Below are 19494 nucleotides of genomic sequence, written 5' to 3'. Positions count from 1 at the left end.
CTGGATGTAGGCCATAACGAAAAATGCTCCGTATCTTTCGATACGGAGCATTTTCTTTGAGCGCTGCGCAGATTGCTAGGTTTTCACACAGTCTGGTCAAAGGCCCTTTTTCGTAGCTCATTACATGGTATTGCTCACCGCTTCTACGTTATCGACAGCACCTGAGTTACCTCGAACTCAATGTGTCTCGTAAACTTTTTTAGCGAACAGTGCGATGGCATTTGCCATTTCACGTGGACGCTCCGGCGCCATGGCGTGTCCAGCGCCAGCAATAGTTTTGTGTTCAACCCTATCTCCAAGCATCGATTTCAAAATGTCTGGAATTACGACGGCGTCCTTTTCTGCCTGTAGATCCAAAATGGGTACAACCGAACCTGCCGACCAATAGCTGTCGATAGGAGTCGTATCCCGAGCGTGATCTTGTGCTTGATGAGTCTTGTCATACCATCCGGTAAGCCAAGCGCGGGGATCATTTCCAGGAGCAAAAAAGGCCTGTTTCAGGTATTCGATCCGCTGAGCTTCGGGCAATGCATAATTTCCCGCGCCCTTGATGGCTTCGAGCATGCGGCCATAGGGTTTTTCCGAAGATCCCGGCGGCAGTTTGCCTATCGATGCTGCGGCCAGAACGATTCCTTTCACCAAGTCAGGGCGATCGACCGCCAGCACCCGCGCAGGTTGGCTGCCCCAAGCATGACCGACCACAATGGCGGGCCCTGTTTTCGCCTGATCCATGACCAATGCGACATCTGCAGCAAAGTCATGCAACGTTGGTGTATCCATCGGAGCTTTACTGCCGTTCACACCACGAGGTTCTGGACGTATAACTCGATATCCGTCGTCAGCCAGGTAACGCGCTACCTCGTCATAATCATGAGCGCCACGTCCTTTTGAAGGCAGGATTACGATCGCTTTCCCTTTGCCTTGGTCTAGAGCCTCGATGTGTACGTCGCCTTTCTCCGCCGTGAATGTATGAACGGAATCCATGGTGTTTGCCCAAGAGTTATTGGCGAAAAAGCCTGCAAGCATGAGTGAAACCAACAATTTAGCGGAGCGCATATGAAGACCTTTTTTATTTTATCTAAATAACGAAGCGTGGCATGGACGCCTTTCTGAGACTATTCATATGCGTGTAAATATCAAATACCTTCTCGTCATGACTTGCTATGTTTATTGGGTATGGGGTCTCGGATGTTAAAATTATTAATGGCGAGAGCTATGCTCCAATGTTATCGAATCCTATGGATTAAAGGTGTTGGCGCTCCAGGAAATTACTCTCATATGCTGAAGCGTCTGTGACTAAAAAAATAATGGAGCGTCATGTCAACGATATCGGTTTTAGATGTAACACTAAGAAAATCAGTTGAGGCTCGAGCCTGTCGTAAAGCGGCGATTCGGTTGATTCCACTCTTGGCCATCGCTTATTTTATTAATTATCTAGATCGCACTAATGTAGGCTTTGCTGCACTGACGATGAATGACGATTTAGGTCTGACGGCATCACAGTTCGGCTTCGCCGCCGGAATCTTCTATATTGGCTATTGCCTATTTGAAGTTCCTAGCAACCTTGCTCTGTATCGTTATGGCGCCCGCCGATGGCTAGCCAGGATCATGATTACTTGGGGGCTGTTTGCAGCCGGTACCGCCTTTGCTCAAGGCCCCACCAGCTACTCAGTACTTCGGTTGCTGGCAGGGGTCGCTGAGGCTGGATTTTTCCCTGGCGTGATCTTTTTCCTATCACTTTGGTTCCCAATTCAGTACCGCACAAAGGTCATGGCCTGGTTTCTTTTCGCCATTCCGATATCGTCCGTCATTGGTGGGCCATTGTCCGCAGCCATGCTGGCAATGGATGGCCTTGGCGGCTTTGCCGGATGGCAATGGTTGTTGGTTCTTCAGGGCTTGCCGGCGTGCTTTATTGGACTTCTCTGCCTCAAGCTACTGTCTGATAGACCTGCTGACGCGCGCTGGTTAACCATTGAGGAGCGCCAGGCACTTCAAGGGGCATTGGATGCAGAGCACGAAGCAAAGGGATCGCACAGCTTCCGTCAGTCCATAGCGGACAAGCGGGTGTGGCTCCTGGCGGCGATCCTCTTTTGCTACATCATTGGCATTTTGGGTATTGGGGTCTGGTTACCACAAATCCTCAAAAGTCATAATTTGAGCACCACTCAAGTCGGTTGGATTTCAGCTATTCCATACTTGGTTGCCAGCGTTGCCATGCTCTTTTGGGCCAAGATTTTGGCTCGTAAGCGGCGCTACATACTCCACTTGGCAATCACCTGTGGGACAGGGGCTGCTGGTTTCATTTTCTCGGTCGTCTACAGCGACCTCGTACCAGCATTGATAGGCCTGACGGTCGCGTTGATTGGATTGAGTTCCGTTCGCACCTGCTTCTATAGCATCCCTGCGACTTTTCTTAGCAAACAGGCAGCGGCAGGAGGCATCGCGTTTATCAACGCAGTTGGCAGTCTTGGTGGTTTGGTTGGCCCACTCGCGGTGGGTTGGCTGAAAGATCTCACCCATTCTTTCAACGCAGGGTTGATCGCCATGGCTGCGATGCTTTGCCTGGCTACCGTGTTGACGATCATCCTGAAATTGGTTGTTAAGGAAAGATAACAACAAGCCGTCGTCAATGGATCAGGAACTCTCTGCTCACATGACTCGCCGAAAAGCTTTTCACGATAAATGAGTTAACGGCCAAACAAAAACAGGCGCCTGACTGGCGCCTGTTTCATTTCTCAAGCAGCCGGTTTTACTTGGCGTACTGAGCCTTGGCAAAAGCAGAAATGGCATCTGCCATGGCTTTGGGTTGTTCCGGCGCCATGGCATGACCTGCGTTTTTGAGAACAACTACTTGGACGCGATCACCGAGCATGCTTTTGAGCACACCAGAGAATCGCCGTGGCGCGACGGTATCTGACTCACCTTGTAGATCGAGTATCGGTGCTGAGCCTGCAGCGAAATAGTCATCTACGGGAGTGGTATTTCGAGCATGGGATTCGGCGTCGTGGGTTTCATCGTGCCAACCGCCGAGCCACACAGTCGGGTCATTGCCGGGGGCGAAAAATGCCTTGCGCAGATAGATAAGCCGCTGTTCCTCGGAGAGGGACATATCGCCGGCGCCATCAATTGCCTGGCGCATCTCCGCGTTGATTGGCTTTTCAGTTGAACCAGGCGGCACTTTCCCCGCTGATGCTGCAGCTATCACCACTCCGCGAACCAGATCGGGGCGATCAGCAGCCAGCATGCGTGCCGCAAAGTTGCCCCAGGCATGGCCGACAACGACTATCGGGCCTTTTTTTTCATGATCGACTACAGCAGCAACGTCTCGAGCGAAATCGTGTACGGACAGGTTATCCATAGGCCCTTTGCTTTGACCAATACCTCGCGGTTCTGGTCTCACAACCCGGAACCCGTCAGCCTGGAGGTAATTGGCAACCTGGTCGTAATCGCGACCGGAGCGACCCAACGATGGCAGCATTACGATGACAGGCCCCTCACCCTGGGAGTTGACCTCAATTTGTACGTTGTCGTAGCGCACCACTTCCTGCTTGAGGGTGGACGTACTGGCCATTGCAACGGCGGCAGCCAGGCTCAGCGTTACGCCAAAAAAATAGCGCGAGATGGTTTTCATTGTTGTTCTCCTGGGCTTAGTGGGATTTCGCAGGCTCAAGGCCGCTCTCTACCAACAGTTGACGGGTAGCAGGACTGATGAGGAAAGCGATGAACTCACTCGCCGCTGTCGTGTTACTGGTCTGTTGCGCAACCGCTGCACTGAAGCGACTCACCTTTTGAACTTCATCTGGAAGCGGCCCGAGGTAGTCAACGCCTGGTGTGACTTTCAGTTCGCTAACCTGCTGCATGCCAATGTCCGCATCTTCACGTGCCAGAGCTGTACCCACTAACTCCTTGCCCCGGATTTCTACAGTCTTTCCCTTGACCTGATCGGTGATGCCCAATCGTTGGAACAACTCGGTACGAATGAATACGCCGCTAGCCCCTTGGGAATAAGCGATTTTGTCAGCGCTCAGAAGAGCTGATTTAAGCGATGACACACTCGAAACATCCGGGTGTGGTCTTCCATGAGGTACACCCACCCCGATGCGTGAGTCAGCGATTTCACGACGCGTCGCCAGGTCAAAAGCTCCAGAAGGTGACAACAGATCAAGTGTCTCATCAGCCATGATGGCCAGGTCCATTGGCTCTTTGTGCTTGATACGTTGAGGAATCGATTCGAGTGACTCGCCCATCGAAGGCCCCCAACTAATGGTCAGGGTATTGCCACTGGCTTTTTCGTATACGGGTTGGATATGTGCCATGGCTCCTTTGAGGGCGCCGCTGGCAATGATCTTCAACTCGGTAGCTCCAGCCATCTGAGAAAATGTGAGCAAGCCGGCAAGACCCGTTGAAAGCAACAGCGGGGTGTTTTTTATTTTTTTCATAGGACTACCTTCTGAGAGTGACGCCGTTTCAGGCGCCGCGAGTGTTGACGAACAGGGAATACAAAGAAGTTGTTGAGGCCATCAGCAGGCGATTTCCGCGTGGTCCACCGAAGCACAAATTGGCGCAACGTTCCGGTAGGTCGATGTGACCGATGGGCGTGCCGTCAGGCGCGAAGATGCGTACTCCATCGAGGCCGGGCTCCGACGCCCCCCAGCCACACCAGAGGTTGCCGTCGACATCAATACGCAGACCATCAGGTAGCCCGGTACCCGCATCGATTAGTTCACGACGATTGCTGACCTGACCCTCTTCGTCGACGCTGTAGGAAACGATTCTGCGAGGACGCGCCCTGGATTCGACGAGGTAAAGGGTTCGTTCGTCGGGAGAGAAGGCCAGGCCGTTCGGGCCCTCAAGATCTTCCGCCACGCAGTGGAGTGTTCCGCTCTTATCCAGGCGGTAAAGGTTTGCCGGGAGCGAAGGGGTTCCCTGGCGTCCCATGTAGTCACTGATCAGTCCGAATGGCGGATCGGTGAACCAAATGCTGTCGTCCGACTTCACCACGATGTCATTGGGTGAGTTCAACGGTTGGCCTTCGAAGCTGTCGGCCAGCACTGTGATGCTGCCATCGTATTCAGTGCGGGTGACTCGACGCCCGCCGTGCTCACATATGAGTAACCGGCCCTGGCGATCACGGGTCATTCCGTTAGCTTGCGCAGCGGGCTGCCTGAATACCCCCATGACACCTGTGGTTTCGTCCCAGCGCATGATTCGATCGTTCGGCAGGTCTGTGAACAGCAGGAACCGTCCATCCGCAAACCATGCCGGGCCTTCAGCCCATCGAAGACCGCCTCCCAGACGTTCCACCTTCGCGTGAGCAAGTCGATAGTGCGCGAAACGCGGATCTAATTCTCGAACAGCGGGGTCGGGCACGCGAGTGCTGGGACGCCATGAAATCTCGTCCATCATTTCATCTCCTGCGGTGGTTGAAGTTCAGGCGTAAAGACGAGCTGGATTGTCGATCAGTACGGCTTTCTGCAAAGCAGGGCTGCCGCAAACTTGCAGAATGAAATCGAGCAGATCGCTGTCTCTCGGCACTGGGCCTTTGATGTTGGGGTGAGGCCAATCCGAGCCCCAGATTGCGCGCTCCGGCGCGCATTCCAATAACCCACGCACTTGATCCAATGCTTGCGGCCAAGGTCCCGAGGCACCTTGCATGGCGCGGTCGATTCCGGAAAGTTTGATCCAGCGATTGGAATGTCCCAGTTGAGCGCGAAGTTCGTTCATTTGAGTGGCGTCGACCGGCTTGGTGAGGTCGGGTCGCGCCATATGGTCGATCACCAAAGGCGTTGCGAGGTCTTCCCAAGCCTTTAGAAACGGCAGCAGGTCTGGCAGCTCACCATGCACAAGCACATGCCAACCAAAGGGCGCCACACGCTCAGCCAAACGCCGTAGCTGTTGAGGATCTCGTGCACCGGGTAAATGCCCCATCAGGTTGAAACGAATTCCACGTAAACCGCCGTCGTGCAGCGTTTGCAACTGAGCATCAGTGATGTGCTCATTGATAATCCCAACTCCTCGATAGCGGCCATTGCTGCTGGCGATCGCCGAGAGAATCGCCGAGTGGTCAGTACCATACGGAGCCGCTTGTACCAGTACCCCATGGGTTACTCCGAGCCGCTGGTGAAGGGCTTGCAGCTCAGAAAATGGCGCCGGCTCCGGGGTGTACGCTGCGTTGGCAGGGAGAGGGAACTGAGCCCAGGGACCGTAGATGTGTGTGTGGCAATCCCACATCCCTTTGGGATAAGTAGAGGTGTTCACAGTAGCTCCGAAAGTCTGTTCAATTGCAGCATCGACCAAACCGATGCCGGCGACAGAGATTGCAGTTTGTTTAATGAACAGGCGACGAGCCGCCTGGACGGGAGTCAGATTGTCCATAAGCCTTACTCTTGTTCTTATCGAAAGACTGGGGCTGCGATCTGCGAAGCCCCCAGGACGAATCAGTCGCAGCGGGCAGTCATGCCACCGTCGACGACGATCTCCGTGCCCGTAACGAAGCGTGATTCATCGCTCGCCAGATACAGCGCCGCAAACGCCGTATCTCGGCCATCGCCCATGAACCCCAGCGGAATGCGCGCCAGACGAGAATCGAGCAATTTGCTCACGTCACCGCCCGTGCGCTGCCCGGCCAGGCGCACTTCCACCATGGGGGTGTGAAGCTGCCCGGGAACGACGGTGTTCACGCGGATGCCCTTGGGGGCGTATTCGACGGCCGTGACGCGAGACATTTGAATGACGCCGGCTTTGCTTGCGGCATACGCCACTTGTGCCGAGCCCGTCCAACGGATGCCAGACGTTGACGCGGTGTTGACGATCGAACCACTGCCCTGAACTTCCATCAGTGGAAGCACGTGCTTACAGGTCAGGTAAACACTTCTGAGGTTAAGGGCGATCTGGGCATCGAACTTGTCTTCAGCCAAAGCGACGGCACCACCGGCAGCCGAACCGCCAACGTTGTTGACCAGGATATCAACCGTGCCGTAAGCCTCTTTGCACGCTGCGACCATTGAGGCCACAGCCAGGCTATTCGTGACATCACAGGCAAAGGGAGTCACTTCACCGCCCGCTTCACGAATGCGCTCCAGGGTTTCCTCCATCGCATCGAGATCGCGATCGACCGCGAAGACCTTGGCGCCGGCCAGTGCAAATACCACAGCAACCGCTCGGCCATTACCCCAACCGCTGCCTACACAACCGGCGCCGGTGACGATGGCGACTTTGCCCTTAAGGCGATCACTTTTTGGAAGGGTGTCAGACATGGAGGTATCCTCAGCTTAATGTGGTGGGAAGTTCGGGAGTGGCGCCTGCAGGCGGCGGAACTTCGAAGACTTTGATGGTCATGGAAATCAGGGTGTAGTAGCCCGCAATGCCAACCAGGTCGACAGCAGCATCAGTACCCAGAAGTTCAGTGAATTCCGAGTAGAGCGAATTGCTGATTTCGCGCTGAGCGTGGAGCTCGCGAATGAAGCGGTAGACCAACGCCTCATCTGCGTTTTCAAACGCCGGTTGCCGGTCATCGCGGATGGCGTCGATGATGTGCGACGCCAGACCCGCCTCGAGCGCAAATGGCTTGTGTGCGGCCCATTCGTATTCGGCCAGCCAATGACGACCCATCATCAATATCGCCAGCTCCGAAAGGCGCGGTGCCAGGCATGTGTCGTAGCGGCAGTAACGCCCAAGTGCCTGGGCACATTCGGCCAACTCTGGGCGGTGAAGCCAAATAGCCAAAGGGCCTCGTACGCCCTTGCGCGGGCCATTGGCAATGCGATCGTAAACAGGACGCTGCGCATCGCTGAGATTGTTCGGGTCAATAGGCGGGAGACGATTCATGGGGCTTTCCTGTCAGGAGCGCTGGGTCTGGATTTGGGGTTTCTGGGTAGGCTCGTGCGGAGTCAAACGTGGTTCTGCGAGCACAGGCGGACGCAACAGGCTGCGGCTGGGTTTACGGCCTGTTTCGCGTTCAAAGTCTGCAGGGTTGAACGCGCCTTCCCATCGGGCAATTGCGAATACTGCGATGGTGTTGCCGACGATATTGGTCAAGGCGGTGGCCGTAGCCATGATTCGGTCAATACCGAACAGCAGTCCCAGACCGCTCAGCGGGAGGGTGTGCACAGATTGCAGGGTGGCGGCCAGTTTGATGAAGGCGCCGCCTGCAACGGTGGTGCCACCCTTGGAGGTAATGCTCAGGATTGCCAGCAAGCCGAGCTGCTGCAACAGAGAGAAAGGAGTGTCGGTGGCTTGTGCGATGAAGCCGATCGCAATAGCCATGTAAATCGCGGTGCCGTCGAGATTGAAGCTGTAGCCGGCTGGAAGTACGAAGCCGACAACGACCTCATCACAGCCGCTGCGCTGGAGTTTTTCAATCAGGCGTGGAAATACCACCTCACCAGATGCTGTGCCGAATACAAGCAGGATTTCATCGCGAATCAGGCGCAAAACGCTGCCGAACGGCAGGCCAATCGACCAGCTAATCGATCCCAAGATACCGAATACGAAGATCAGCGAAGCACCGTAATAGACGGCAACCAACTTCAGAAGATAGAGCAGCGTGTCGCCACCATAGCTGCCAATCGCAGCTGCCATGGCGCCGAATGCACCCAGAGGAGCCAGCTTCATGATGAAACCGAGCATTTTGAAGAGGATGCTCTGTGCCTCACCAATCGCCTTTACTGAAACCGAGTCCGGGCCACAAACACGGTTGATCGCAACGCCGGCCAAAACCGAGATGATCAGAACCTGGATGATGTCCCCTTTGGCGAAAGCATCGACCAGGGTATGCGGTATAAGCCCCAGCAGATAGTTGACCATTGAGACACTTCCGGCGGCAGCGGTAGCCTTGATCGCTTCGCTTGATTCGTTCAAGCCCGTCGCGTGAAGACCTACACCAGGTTGAACGACGTTCACGAGCACGAAGCCAATGAGCATCGCCACGGTACTGACGACTTCAAAATAGACCAGCGATTTGACACCGAGACGGCCGAGTTTTCGCATGTCCTGAACATGGGTAAGGCCGTGGACAAGGGTCACGAAAACGATCGGCGCCAGCATCATTTTCAGCAGAGCAATAAACGCTTGTCCGAGGGGCTTCATGGCGACCGCCCATTGAGGCGCGGCGAAACCAAGTATGACGGCAGCAACAAGCGCTATCAGCACCTGCACGTGAAGCTTCTTCAACTGATTCATGGCATTTCCTCGCCCGTTGCCGGGCGTAATTGTTCTTGTGGTGTTGCGCACCGGGTTGGCCATTCCCAGGCTTCTCATCTATCTGTTGTGAGCATAGAAAAAACCAGTGCTAGGCACAAAAACCTTATTTTGATAAAAAGCTATGCTCGTACGGCATGGTGAGCGTGATGGATATTCGAGAACTTCGTTCCTTTGTTAAGGTCGCTCAGTGTGGTGGCTTCAGTCGTGCTGCCAAACAGCTTTTCATTGCCCAGCCAGCGTTGAGCCGGCAAATAGCCAAACTGGAGGAGCAGCTTCAAGTCGAACTTTTTGTTCGCCATGGACGAGGTGTAGAACTGACCGCCGCAGGATCACGATTGCTTGAGCGTGCAGAAGTCATGCTGCGATACATGGAAGAAACGACTGACCATGTTCGTAACAGTGCTGCTGAGGAGCGCGGTCATCTGGCAATAGGTTTGCCTCCCGCAATCGGAACGATAGTAGGGCCACAACTGATTCGTCGCTTCCATGAGCGTTGGCCAAAAGCTTCACTTCATGTTTTGGAAGGATTGAGCACCTCATTGCAGGAGTGGCTGCTGGACGGACGTATCCAGGTGGCAGTGGTTTATAACCAACCATTGCTGGAAGCTTTCGATGTCAGACCGCTGTTCAGTGAGCGAATGGTGCTGGTGGGGCCGCCTGGGGAGAGCTCGAGGTCGGTTCGCATAACCGGACTTGGGGAGTTTCCATTGATCCTTCCTGGATTGCCCCATAGCAATCGCCGGTTGATTGAGCAGGTGGCTGCTCAGAACGGATTCCAGCTCAACGTCATATTCGACGTGGATAGCGTGAGCTTGACCAAGCGATTGGTTTCCGAAGGAATGGGGTACTCAATCCTCGCACACGCCGCAGTTCAAGAGGATGTCGCAAAAGGTACATTGGTTGCACATGCCATTGAACGACCAGGGATCCGATCGACCGTTTCACTGACAACTCTCAAAGAACGTCGGAGTAGCCGCTTGGCGCTCAGCTGGGAAAAGATTTTGATGGAGACCTTGGAGGAACTTGTTACCACTGGGGCTTGGAAGGAGGCGACCCTGTGGCTCTCCAGGGAAGGACATTCGGCATGAGTTTTTTCAGGAGTTCGCGCCTCTTTCGTTAATCATTAGAAAGTTCGGGCCGCAGTCGACACTCAGCCAAGCCCGCAACGAATCAACTTTTGCCAACGTTCGGATAACGCCCGATCCATTGCCATCGGAGAGCCACGGGCGTCTGTCGGTCAGCTCCGGCAGAGTTGAGCGTCTGCTCTTGGGCCGATTTCTGCCTGTGGCGACCGGCTGAAAACGACCCGGAACGGCCCTTCGTCCGCAAAGCTGCATCCTAGGCCGCTTCAGCAGCGTAGTCTTCGTGGGCAGGCTTTGGATCTTGACGCAGGATCGGCTAACGGCAGTCCCCCATTTCCTCATTTCGCGCCGAACAGCATCGTCCAATAGATGCCGTTGTCGCTACGCGAGTTCGCGGCATAGGCCGCGCCAACCTGGGTAAACATCGGGTTCATCAGAATGGCGCAATGCCCGGGGCTGGCCAGCCAGCCTTCCATAGCCTTGCCCGGCGAACGTTGCCCGGCGGCGATGTTCTCTCCGATCTGCCGGCCACCGTAGCCGGCGGCCTTCGCTCGGTCCCACGGCATATCACCGTTGGGGTCCTGGTGCGCGAAGTAATTGTCGTTGGCCATCGCCCGGCTGTGCCCCTGCGCCGCAGTCCCCAGGGCGGCATTCCAGGTCAGCGGCGGTGCAGCGGCGAAGCGCTGACGACCACACAGGCGCGGTTTCGCTCGTGCCGCGTTGACTTGTGCCAGCAACGTCTTGCCCGCCGCTCGCGGGTCGTCCACTTGCCCATCGAGCAAGGGCTGCGCCAGCACCACCTGCCATTCATTCTCGTCGCGATGCACGCCAATATCAGTGAACCGGGTATCGAGCAGGGCCCCACAGTAGCGGCTCTGGAGCATGTCAAAGGCCTCCTCGGCATCTTCAGCGTCTTCCAGACGGATCGTCCGCACAGACACCGCCTGATAGCCGGAATCCTTCAACGTTTCCCGCGTAACGCCTCCATAGCCGATCGGCAAGGCCAGGCTCGACTTCAGAGCCAGCGGCGTCAAGGCTTGGACCGTGCGCCCCGCGCAGCGCTGCGGTTCGGCGCGGTAGTCGTTGATGTCCTCCACCAGTTGCCTTTCCTCACCGGCATGGGCGGGACTGGCGTACAGGGGGAGCAAAGGAATAAGGCAGAGCGAGAAAACGCAGGAGGTGCGAACGGTCTGGTGCATGAGGCGGGCAGCTCTGATGGGATGACGACGGTAATGGCGATAGTGGGCTGAGGAATGACCGAAGAGCGTTTCGCTGTATTGGCTCGCAAATGGATTCCAAAGCTGGGCTAAGACTGTGGGCCTCAACACAAGTTTCACGAGCAAAGGGGGGAATTTATTGTTGGAGTTGTGCGTCCGCTCCTGGCCGTTTTCTGCCTGCTGTGAAGGGTGAGTCGACCCATTGCAGTCATTCACGAACCCTTGGGCTCGCATTCACAGGCAGCAGAGCGAATGACTTGAGTCGCCAGTCAGGATCGGAGCGGGTCGCACCCCTTAATAAACACTCAGGTTGGTGGCAGCCGCTGAGGACAGCTGCGCAGATGATTCGTCATTCGCTTGTTCACCAGGGACGCCGACTATCTCTTCGGTGTGCTCGATGTGGCGGAGTGTGCCTGGCCCTCGAACACTGTGCCCCACACCTTGATGTCGCGAAGCCCTTTCACGCCAACGTCATAGGGGTCTTTATCGAGTACGGCAAAGTCGGCGAGCTTGCCTGATTCAATACTCCCGATCTCGTTTTCCATGCCGATCACATAAGCGGCGTCGATGGTGATGGCGCGGATGGCCTGATCCAGTGTCAGTCGCTCGGTGGGGGCAAACACTTTTGCGCTCAGGGTTTCACGGGACGCGGCGGTCCAGGCCAGAAACAGCGGTTCTGCGGGTGCCATGGGGAAGTCCGAGTGCAGTGCTACCGGCACATTACGCCTTGCCAAACCGCCCAATGGCGCAATGCGCGCGGCGCGATCAAAGCCGAGGCCCGTCTCGGCATAGCGGTCACCCAGGTCATAGAGATAGAAGGGGTTGGCCGAGACCTGGGCGCCCAGCCTGGCTATGCGTCGCGACGTGCCGTCGTCGGCATAACCGTAATGCTCGATAGTGAAACGATGATCTGCGCGCGGTTTTTCGTCTTCCAAGGCCTGCAATGTGTCGAGCACCATTTTGGCGCCGCCGTCGCCATTGGTGTGCACATGGATCTGGTAACCGGCGTTCCAGTAGCTGCGGGCAAATTCGGCAAATGCGTCAGGCTGGGTAATCCACTCGCCTTTGTGTCCATCGATATAACCCGGATCGCCGATCTGCATGGCCTGCGAGAACATTGCACCATCGGCAAACAGCTTGATGGCATTGTTGAAGACCAGATGGCGCGTGTTCTGATCTTTCAACTGGCCGACCAGTTTCATTGCCGCGTCGGGGCTCTTCAGGGCGAGGCTGAGCTTGTAGACATCGGGCGTCAGGCGCACCCGAATCGGCGAGTCCGCGGTATCCATGGTGCGCTTGAGGGCGGCCATTTCCATGTCCCAATTCGTGCTGCCGGTGGACAGGTCTGCCACTGTCGTCACGCCATTGTAGGTCAGGTAGTCACGCGTCTTTAAGTAGGCCGGGTCAACTGAAACGGGGTCGAGCAGACTGCCTGCCAGATAAGGCAAGACCACGCTGAACATGCCGTCTTCCCAGAAATGGCTGTCCTTCCAATTGATCTGTGGGTGATCCTTGTACTTGTCTTCGTCCAGCCCCCTGGACCTTAGCAACGCCATCATGGGGGAATTGAAGTACACCTCGTGCATGGAGCGTTGCAGCACCATGATGGGTACGTCCCTGGAGATGCCGTCCAATACTTCGCGCGACAGCTCACCGTGGGTGTCTGCGCTGAAACCCCAGGTCATGAATATCGGCGCGTCTTTGTTGCGCTCGGCAAATGCTGTTTCAAGGGCTGCCCGATAGGCTTTCTCACCAAGGGTGGCGGGCGTCTTATGGCCCATCACGTTCCAGGGTTCGGGGGTGATCCAGACGGTCTGAAAGGCGATTGCTCCAAGCATCGGATGCATGTGCGGGTCAATCAAGCCAGGCATCAATACCCTGTCCTTGAACTGGGAGTCGACCTTGTACGGTTTACCCTTCAACCAGGGGGCGAGGTCTTGCAGAGAACCGACGCTGAGGATCATCCCGTCGCGCACGGCGACGGCAGTCGCGGTTGGTCGTGTCGGGTCCATCGTGACAATCTTTTTCGCGGTGAAGACGGTAATCGCGCCTGGATCTTCTTGCGCCATGACGGTGCTGACCGCCATCACGGCCACCAACGCGCACAGGGTCGATTCAAGGGTCGGTTTCATTGATGCATCTCCTTTGCGGGGCAACCGAGCGACGCGTGCTCGCGTTACATACCCGAGTTTGCGCAATGGCCAAATTCAATGCGCATGAGTATGTATAAGCCCTGCCAGACCAAGCGCTCGACTTGCGACCATGAAGCAAGCATCCGACTCGACACACCCGGTTATCGCGTCTGCCTTCAGAGCGGTATCGCGCCGGTAAACGGTCTTGCCCTCCTTGATCGTCTCAAGCACCTTGATTTCGGCGATTTTCAGCGGATTTACAGTGAGCAAATTACCGTCAAGCACTGCAAAGTCAGCGAGCTTTCCTACCTCGAGCGAGCCCTTCGATTTCTCTTCGAAGTACTGATAGGCCGACCAGAGCGTATGGGCTTTTAGCGCCACCAATGGAGTGGTTCGATGTTCGGGACCAAGCACCTGGCCGCTACGAGTCACGCGATTGACCGTGGAAGAAATAACCCGCAGCGCATCAGGCATCGCCACCGGCGCATCATGGTGCGAGGTGAAAATCATGCCCCGCTCGATGGCCCAGCCCGTCGGTGAGATGTTGGCCGCACGATCAGGGCCCAATACCGAGTCTCGATGCCAGTCACCCCAGTAATAGGTGTGCATCGGGAAAAAAGACGGAATGATGCCCAGCGCCTTGAATGCTTCGACCTGATCCAGGCGCGCGGTTTGCGCATGTATGGCGACCGGGCGGCGATCAGCCATGCCATATTTCTTTTCAGCCGCACGTATAGCGTTGATGAATTGGTCGATGGCAGCATCGCCGTTCACATGCGCCAGAACTTGCCAGTTATTGTTGAAAGCTTGATCAACGAAGCCGTTGACCTGCTCGTCAGTGAACGCAGAGTAGCCGTGATAATCCGGTGGCTGTCCGGCTGGCACTTTGTAATAAGGTTGAGTGAGCCATGCGGTTTTACCCTGCGGCGAACCGTCGAGCGTGAGCTTGATCCCTCCGAGGCGGAAGTGACCTGAATAGGTGCGTGACAGCCAGGGCGCCTTCATTGCCTCTGCGCCCACGGTAATATCGGGATAAGCCACTACGTCGATGTCCAGCTTGCCACTGTTGGCCACCGCTTCCATGGTAGACACCGAAGCGAGCGATGCTTTGCCTTCCTGTGCAGTGGTATAGCCGAAGCGCTTGTATAGATTGACGCCTGCTGCGAATAGCGCCTTGTTGGCATCCGGGCTGAGTTTGCCCATCAGGCCGAAGAGCTGGCTAAAAAAAGCGTTCTCTTCGAGCACCCCATCAGGTTCCTGGCTGCCTTTCTTGCGCCGAATGACGCCGCCGGGAGGGTTTTCTGTGCCCGCATCAAGCCCAAGGATCTCCAGGGCTTTACTGTTCATGGCCCCCAGATGACCGGATTGGTGCACGATAACCACCGGTAACGTGGTCGAGACTTGGTCCAGATCGTCGCGTGTTGGATGGCGCTGTTCTTTGAGTTGTGCATCGTCATAGCCAAACCCGACAATCCAGCCGTACTCGGCGGTGAGCTTCTGGTTCTGCTCGGCCCAGGCCTTTAGCGCAGCCTGCAATTGGGCAATGTCGTTCACACCACCGTCCGGACGCGGCAACAGATTGGCGGAGATCGCCTGAATGCCGGTATTGAACACATGGCCATGCGGATCGATGAAGCCGGGCACCAGGGTGTTACCAGCCAAGTCGACCAGCTGAGTCTCGGGGCCCTTGTACTTCATGACCTCGTCGCGATATCCGACGGCGAGAATGCGGCCGTCCTTGACTGCAATTGCCTCTGCCTGCGGCTGAAGCTCATTGACGGTGATGATGTCACCGCCTGTGTAGATGGTATCGGCAGTGGTATTCGCCCCAGTCTGCGCCTGCGCCTCCAACGAGTGCGTGACAACCAAGGTCAGTAAGGCGCATCCAATCGCTTTCGCTGTCAGCTTCATTGTTGGCTCTCTCGCACTGAAATGACGAGTGGTAGGTATTCGATGAATACTGGCCGGCTGGTTTGACGGGTTTTGCCGCTCTGTAAAAAAATCAGGACTGGATCGCTCCTGATTTTCAGGCAGATACAAGAGTCGTCTTTCGGCGGTGTACTCAAGTGTCGGATCCAACACCCTAGCTCCCGAGTAAGCGATAGGCTTGATACAGATCAAGTAAAGACACTTATGACAGTGAGAGCCTGGCAGCGGCGATGTGCGTAAAAGTGGCAAGTTTTTCGCGTGTGCTAAACAAAGCCTGGACCGATTGCGGACATTCACTATCGCCATCTACAACCGCTGGATGTCATCAAGCACAGCCCTGGCAGCACGTGTACCCATCGGTTAATCGCCTGAAATATCCCGATGGATACGGCGCCTGTTGCGCGAGGGCGGGGGGGCTGAGGGGCTGAGGGGCTGAGGCGCGTTTGATCCGAATCAAGCTGATTTGCACAAGACGCGTCGATAGTCCGACTATGCTAGAGCGAAGCACGTCGTCGAAGATATTCCGTGTTCACTTTCGCTGCACGCGCTGTGCTTCCGGGGCGGGCATCTCCCGGCGCTTGCTGGCGTTTTCCTCTCCACTCGGGAATGGCGAAAACAGGGTGAAAATTATGGTGGCGCTGACCAGGAAACCTTCGACAGCCAAGTCGAGCGACACCGATGTCGGCATGCTTCCCGAGCTTCGATCACGGGCCGAGCGAGTCGCAGAAGGCCAATCGCTGCGAGAACGCGTGCCGCGAAGCAGTCATGCCTCCTGGTTGCAACCGGCCAAACGCCGCGACCCCATCGCGATACTCGAACAATCGAGCAAGGGTCGCTTGCCAGAGCTGCTGCCCATTCGCTATGGCCGCATGCTGCACAGTCCGTTTACCTTTATGAGGGGCTCGGCGGCACTCATGGCCCACGACCTCGCGAGCACGCCCAGTACCGGCATCCGGGTCCAGGCCTGTGGCGACTGCCACCTGCTGAACTTCGGCTTGTTCGCCACCCCCGAGCGCAACCTGGTCTTTGACATCAACGACTTCGACGAAACCTTGCCCGGGCCCTGGGAGTGGGATTGCAAACGACTGGCCGTCAGCTTTGTCTTGGCTGCACGCGATATTCACCTGTCCGCCGCCGAGGCCCGGGACTGCGTTCTCGAATGCGTTTGCGCCTATCGGCAACGCCTGCGCGAGTACTCCCGGATGAGTCCTATGGAGGTCTGGTACGCCCGCCAGGATGTGGAAACCATCACGGCCATGGCTCCAAAAGGACAAACCAGAAAGAATCGCGAGGAGATCGCCGAAAAGGCCCACGCACATGTAGCAGAGCATCTGTTTCCGAAAATTGTCTGCGAGGAAAGTGGTCACTATCGCTTCATTGAACATCGACCGACCCTTTTCCATGTCGCTGAAGCGCAATTCGAAGCACACGTTCATGATCGGCTTGCCGACTACCGACAATCGCTGCCTGATGAGCGTCGGGTGCTGTTGGATCGTTACCGCCTGGAAGACTTCGCCATGAAGGTGGTAGGCATTGGCAGCGTCGGAACCCGGTGCTATATCGTGCTGCTCGTGGACAAGGACGGTCATCCGCTGTTGCTGCAATTCAAGGAAGCCTGCCGCTCCGTCCTGGAACCCTATTGCGGCAAGAGCCAGTATCAACTGCAGGGCCAGAGAATCGTTGTCGGCCAGCGGCTGATGCAGTCCGCCAGCGACATCTTTCTGGGATGGGTGCGCGGTCGGCAGCAGCATGATTTTTTCGTACGCCAGTTGCGCGACATGAAGTACACCGCTCCAGTGGAAAAATTCTCGGCCGTGCAGCTCAAACGCTACGCGCAGGTGTGCGGATGGACACTGGCCCGGGCACATGCCAAGTCCGGAGACGCAGCGAGCATCAGCGGATATCTGGGAGGGGGCGATGCATTTGACCTGGCTCTGGCGACGTTTGCCCAATCCTATGCGGATCAGACCGAGCGCGATCATGCGGCCTTGGTGGAGGCTGTACGCACCGGGCGGATTAAAGCGCAGATCAATGAGTAGCCCGCTCTGGTCAATGGAGCCCGCTTGCTGGAGAGAGAACGGGCAGTCTATGCGCCGACAGAACCCGCAAGCCCTGATACCTCCACACCGACGTCACGCCAGCCGCCCTACTGGGGCTCTTTGGCCTGGCGGTCATAGGCGCTGAACAGATCGTCTAGCACCGGGAAAATCGCGCTCTCGCCCAGCAACTGCTTGAAGTTGTAACGCGAATGAGCCGCCACATCCGGCATGACGTTGACTATCAGCAGGCGTACGCCCCGGGCCTTCAAAGTGGTGGCCAGGTTGCGGATGGTTTCCGCGGCCGAGTAATCGACATCATCGATCGCCGAACAGTCGATACAGAACCACCGCAAGCCGGGCATGGCCTGCTCGACCAGATGGTTGACTTCTTCGCTCAGCTGGCGGGAGTTGGCGTAGTACATGCTGTGGGTGAAGCGGTAAATCAGCAGGCCGGGTCTTGCCTGGGCACCGCTGGTCAGTACTACTGGATGCAACTTGCCTGACTCGGAAAAGGCCAGCAGAACGTTCTTCGGGTGATAGCCTCTGCGCAGATGGTCGATGATCGACAGTACCATCGCCAGAATGATGCCTTCCTTTACCCCCACGAACACCACGGTCAACAGGGTGATCAGTGCGACCCAGAACTCGTTTCGGCGCTGCACGTAAATGCTCTTCAGGCTTGTGAAATCCGTCAGTTCGATACCGATCATGAACACGACGGCAGCCAGAACGGCCTCCGGCATGTAAGCCAGGGGGGCGGTGAGGAACAGCAGCACGATCAGCACGATCAGCGCTGTCACCAGCAGTGACAGTTGGCTTCGCCCCCCGGCACTATCGACCATCTGGGTCTTGGTCGGACTGCCATTGACCACGAAAGTCCCCGACAGCGCGGCACCGACATTGGCGATTGCCAAGCCGATCAGATCGGTATTTTCACTGAAGGACTCGTTGTAGCGACTGGCGTAGGCGCGAGAGGTGGCGGCACTCTGGGCGAGAATCACCACGAACATGGCAAAGGCCGTTGGCATTAACCGGCTGAGCAATTCCAGGCTCCATTGCACGTTGGGCAGAGCGAAGTGGGGCAACCCGCTCGGCACAGAACCGAGAACCTGCATGTATGCGCCAAAATCAAGCGCCCAGCTCAGAGCGATTGCACCCACCACGGCAATGAGGGCTCCCGGAATCCTGTGCGACAGCTTCCGGCTTCCGACGATCACAATCAGCACCAATAGAGCCACACCCAAGGCATACCCGTTGACCTGATTCAGTCGCTGCAACGTCGACCAGAGCTTACCGAGCACGCCATGGCCATCTCCCGGCAAACCGAGCATGCCATCCAGCTGCCCCAGTGCCACTTGAATCCCCACGCCGGTGAGAAAGCCGACAAGCACGGTGCGTGAGAGGAAGTCCGCCATGAAACCCAAGCCCGCCAGGCGGGCGAGAATCAGCAGCCCGGCAGCCATCAGCGCGAGCAATTCGGCAAGGGCCAGGTATTCGTCCGATCCGGTAGCCGCGATCCCCACCAGAGCCGCTGAAAGAATGGCGGCTGTCGCCGAGTCGGCGCCAACCACCAGATGTCGCGATGACCCGAAGAGGGCGAACAATATCGTGGGGATGAGCAGGGTATAGAGCCCGGTCACCACTGGGGTGCCGGCGATTTTCGTATACCCCATCACTTCGGGAATCGCGAGCGCGGCCAAGGTGAGACCGGCGATAACTTCAGCGGGAATCTGCTTCAGGCTCAATGGCAGCAGACCTTGCAGGACGGGTAGGTGAAAGCTTTTGTGTTTATCAGCGTCGGCCATTTTGCGATCCATATTCCCGGTTCAGGAATTGCTGGCTTTCTAGTCCCCGAATGTCAGTCTAGGCGGTTCTGAAACATGCACAAACAAGC

The 19494-nt window shown here is 56.5% G+C and carries 15 protein-coding genes; 3 read left to right on the top strand and 12 right to left on the bottom strand.

Annotation, left to right across the window (positions count from 1 at the left end; all coding sequences use genetic code 11):
• Positions 1–177 precede the first annotated feature (177 nt).
• Entirely contained in the window at positions 178–1056 is an 879-nt protein-coding gene (locus tag ACVWYU_RS24985) for an alpha/beta fold hydrolase (RefSeq protein WP_457373941.1), read from the bottom strand.
• A gap of 261 nt (positions 1057–1317) precedes the next feature.
• On the opposite strand from ACVWYU_RS24985, the gene ACVWYU_RS24980 reads away from it, so the two are divergent.
• The gene (locus ACVWYU_RS24980) at positions 1318–2613 is read left to right on the top strand and encodes an MFS transporter (RefSeq protein ID WP_457373940.1); all 1296 of its coding nucleotides are present in this window, start codon (positions 1318–1320) and stop codon (positions 2611–2613) included.
• 136 nt (positions 2614–2749) lie between these two features.
• On the opposite strand, the gene ACVWYU_RS24975 is transcribed toward ACVWYU_RS24980, so the two are convergent.
• From ACVWYU_RS24975 to ACVWYU_RS24945, 7 genes are all read right to left on the bottom strand, one after another.
• Positions 2750–3631 (bottom strand): alpha/beta fold hydrolase, encoded by an 882-nt coding sequence (locus ACVWYU_RS24975; RefSeq protein ID WP_457373939.1) that lies wholly within the window; start codon positions 3629–3631, stop codon positions 2750–2752.
• Between the two features lie 16 nt (positions 3632–3647).
• On the bottom strand, positions 3648–4439 hold the full coding sequence (locus tag ACVWYU_RS24970; protein ID WP_457373938.1) for a substrate-binding domain-containing protein: 792 nt from the start codon (positions 4437–4439) through the stop codon (positions 3648–3650).
• 28 nt (positions 4440–4467) lie between these two features.
• Positions 4468–5406 (bottom strand): SMP-30/gluconolactonase/LRE family protein, encoded by a 939-nt coding sequence (locus tag ACVWYU_RS24965; RefSeq protein ID WP_457373937.1) that lies wholly within the window; start codon positions 5404–5406, stop codon positions 4468–4470.
• Positions 5407–5430: 24 nt separating this feature from the next.
• On the bottom strand, positions 5431–6375 hold the full coding sequence (locus ACVWYU_RS24960; protein WP_457373936.1) for an amidohydrolase family protein: 945 nt from the start codon (positions 6373–6375) through the stop codon (positions 5431–5433).
• A gap of 62 nt (positions 6376–6437) precedes the next feature.
• Positions 6438–7256: an SDR family NAD(P)-dependent oxidoreductase gene (locus ACVWYU_RS24955; RefSeq protein WP_457373935.1), complete on the bottom strand. Its 819-nt coding sequence runs from the start codon at positions 7254–7256 to the stop codon at positions 6438–6440.
• A 10-nt stretch (positions 7257–7266) separates the two neighbouring features.
• Entirely contained in the window at positions 7267–7827 is a 561-nt protein-coding gene (locus ACVWYU_RS24950; RefSeq protein ID WP_457373934.1) for a carboxymuconolactone decarboxylase family protein, read from the bottom strand.
• Positions 7828–7839: 12 nt separating this feature from the next.
• Positions 7840–9180 (bottom strand): cation:dicarboxylate symporter family transporter, encoded by a 1341-nt coding sequence (locus ACVWYU_RS24945; RefSeq protein WP_457373933.1) that lies wholly within the window; start codon positions 9178–9180, stop codon positions 7840–7842.
• 167 nt (positions 9181–9347) lie between these two features.
• Here ACVWYU_RS24945 and ACVWYU_RS24940 point away from each other — a divergent pair, with 167 nt between their 5' ends.
• Positions 9348–10289, top strand: a complete 942-nt coding sequence (locus ACVWYU_RS24940; protein WP_457373932.1) for a LysR family transcriptional regulator — start codon at positions 9348–9350, stop codon at positions 10287–10289.
• Between the two features lie 332 nt (positions 10290–10621).
• On the opposite strand, the gene ACVWYU_RS24935 is transcribed toward ACVWYU_RS24940, so the two are convergent.
• The 3 genes from ACVWYU_RS24935 to ACVWYU_RS24925 all read right to left on the bottom strand — a co-directional run bounded on the left by ACVWYU_RS24935 (position 10622) and on the right by ACVWYU_RS24925 (position 15711).
• Positions 10622–11482 (bottom strand): CAP domain-containing protein, encoded by an 861-nt coding sequence (locus ACVWYU_RS24935; RefSeq protein ID WP_457373931.1) that lies wholly within the window; start codon positions 11480–11482, stop codon positions 10622–10624.
• 395 nt (positions 11483–11877) lie between these two features.
• Positions 11878–13632: an amidohydrolase gene (locus tag ACVWYU_RS24930; protein ID WP_457373930.1), complete on the bottom strand. Its 1755-nt coding sequence runs from the start codon at positions 13630–13632 to the stop codon at positions 11878–11880.
• A 75-nt stretch (positions 13633–13707) separates the two neighbouring features.
• Positions 13708–15711 (bottom strand): amidohydrolase, encoded by a 2004-nt coding sequence (locus ACVWYU_RS24925; protein ID WP_457373929.1) that lies wholly within the window; start codon positions 15709–15711, stop codon positions 13708–13710.
• A gap of 479 nt (positions 15712–16190) precedes the next feature.
• Here ACVWYU_RS24925 and ACVWYU_RS24920 point away from each other — a divergent pair, with 479 nt between their 5' ends.
• Positions 16191–17600 (top strand): DUF2252 domain-containing protein, encoded by a 1410-nt coding sequence (locus ACVWYU_RS24920; protein ID WP_457373928.1) that lies wholly within the window; start codon positions 16191–16193, stop codon positions 17598–17600.
• Between the two features lie 107 nt (positions 17601–17707).
• On the opposite strand, the gene ACVWYU_RS24915 is transcribed toward ACVWYU_RS24920, so the two are convergent.
• Positions 17708–19405 (bottom strand): SulP family inorganic anion transporter, encoded by a 1698-nt coding sequence (locus tag ACVWYU_RS24915; protein ID WP_457373927.1) that lies wholly within the window; start codon positions 19403–19405, stop codon positions 17708–17710.
• Between the last annotated feature and the right edge of the window lie 89 nt (positions 19406–19494).

Source organism: Pseudomonas sp. TE12234, from assembly GCF_054061835.1.
This window is presented reverse-complemented; position numbering and strand designations above follow the sequence as displayed.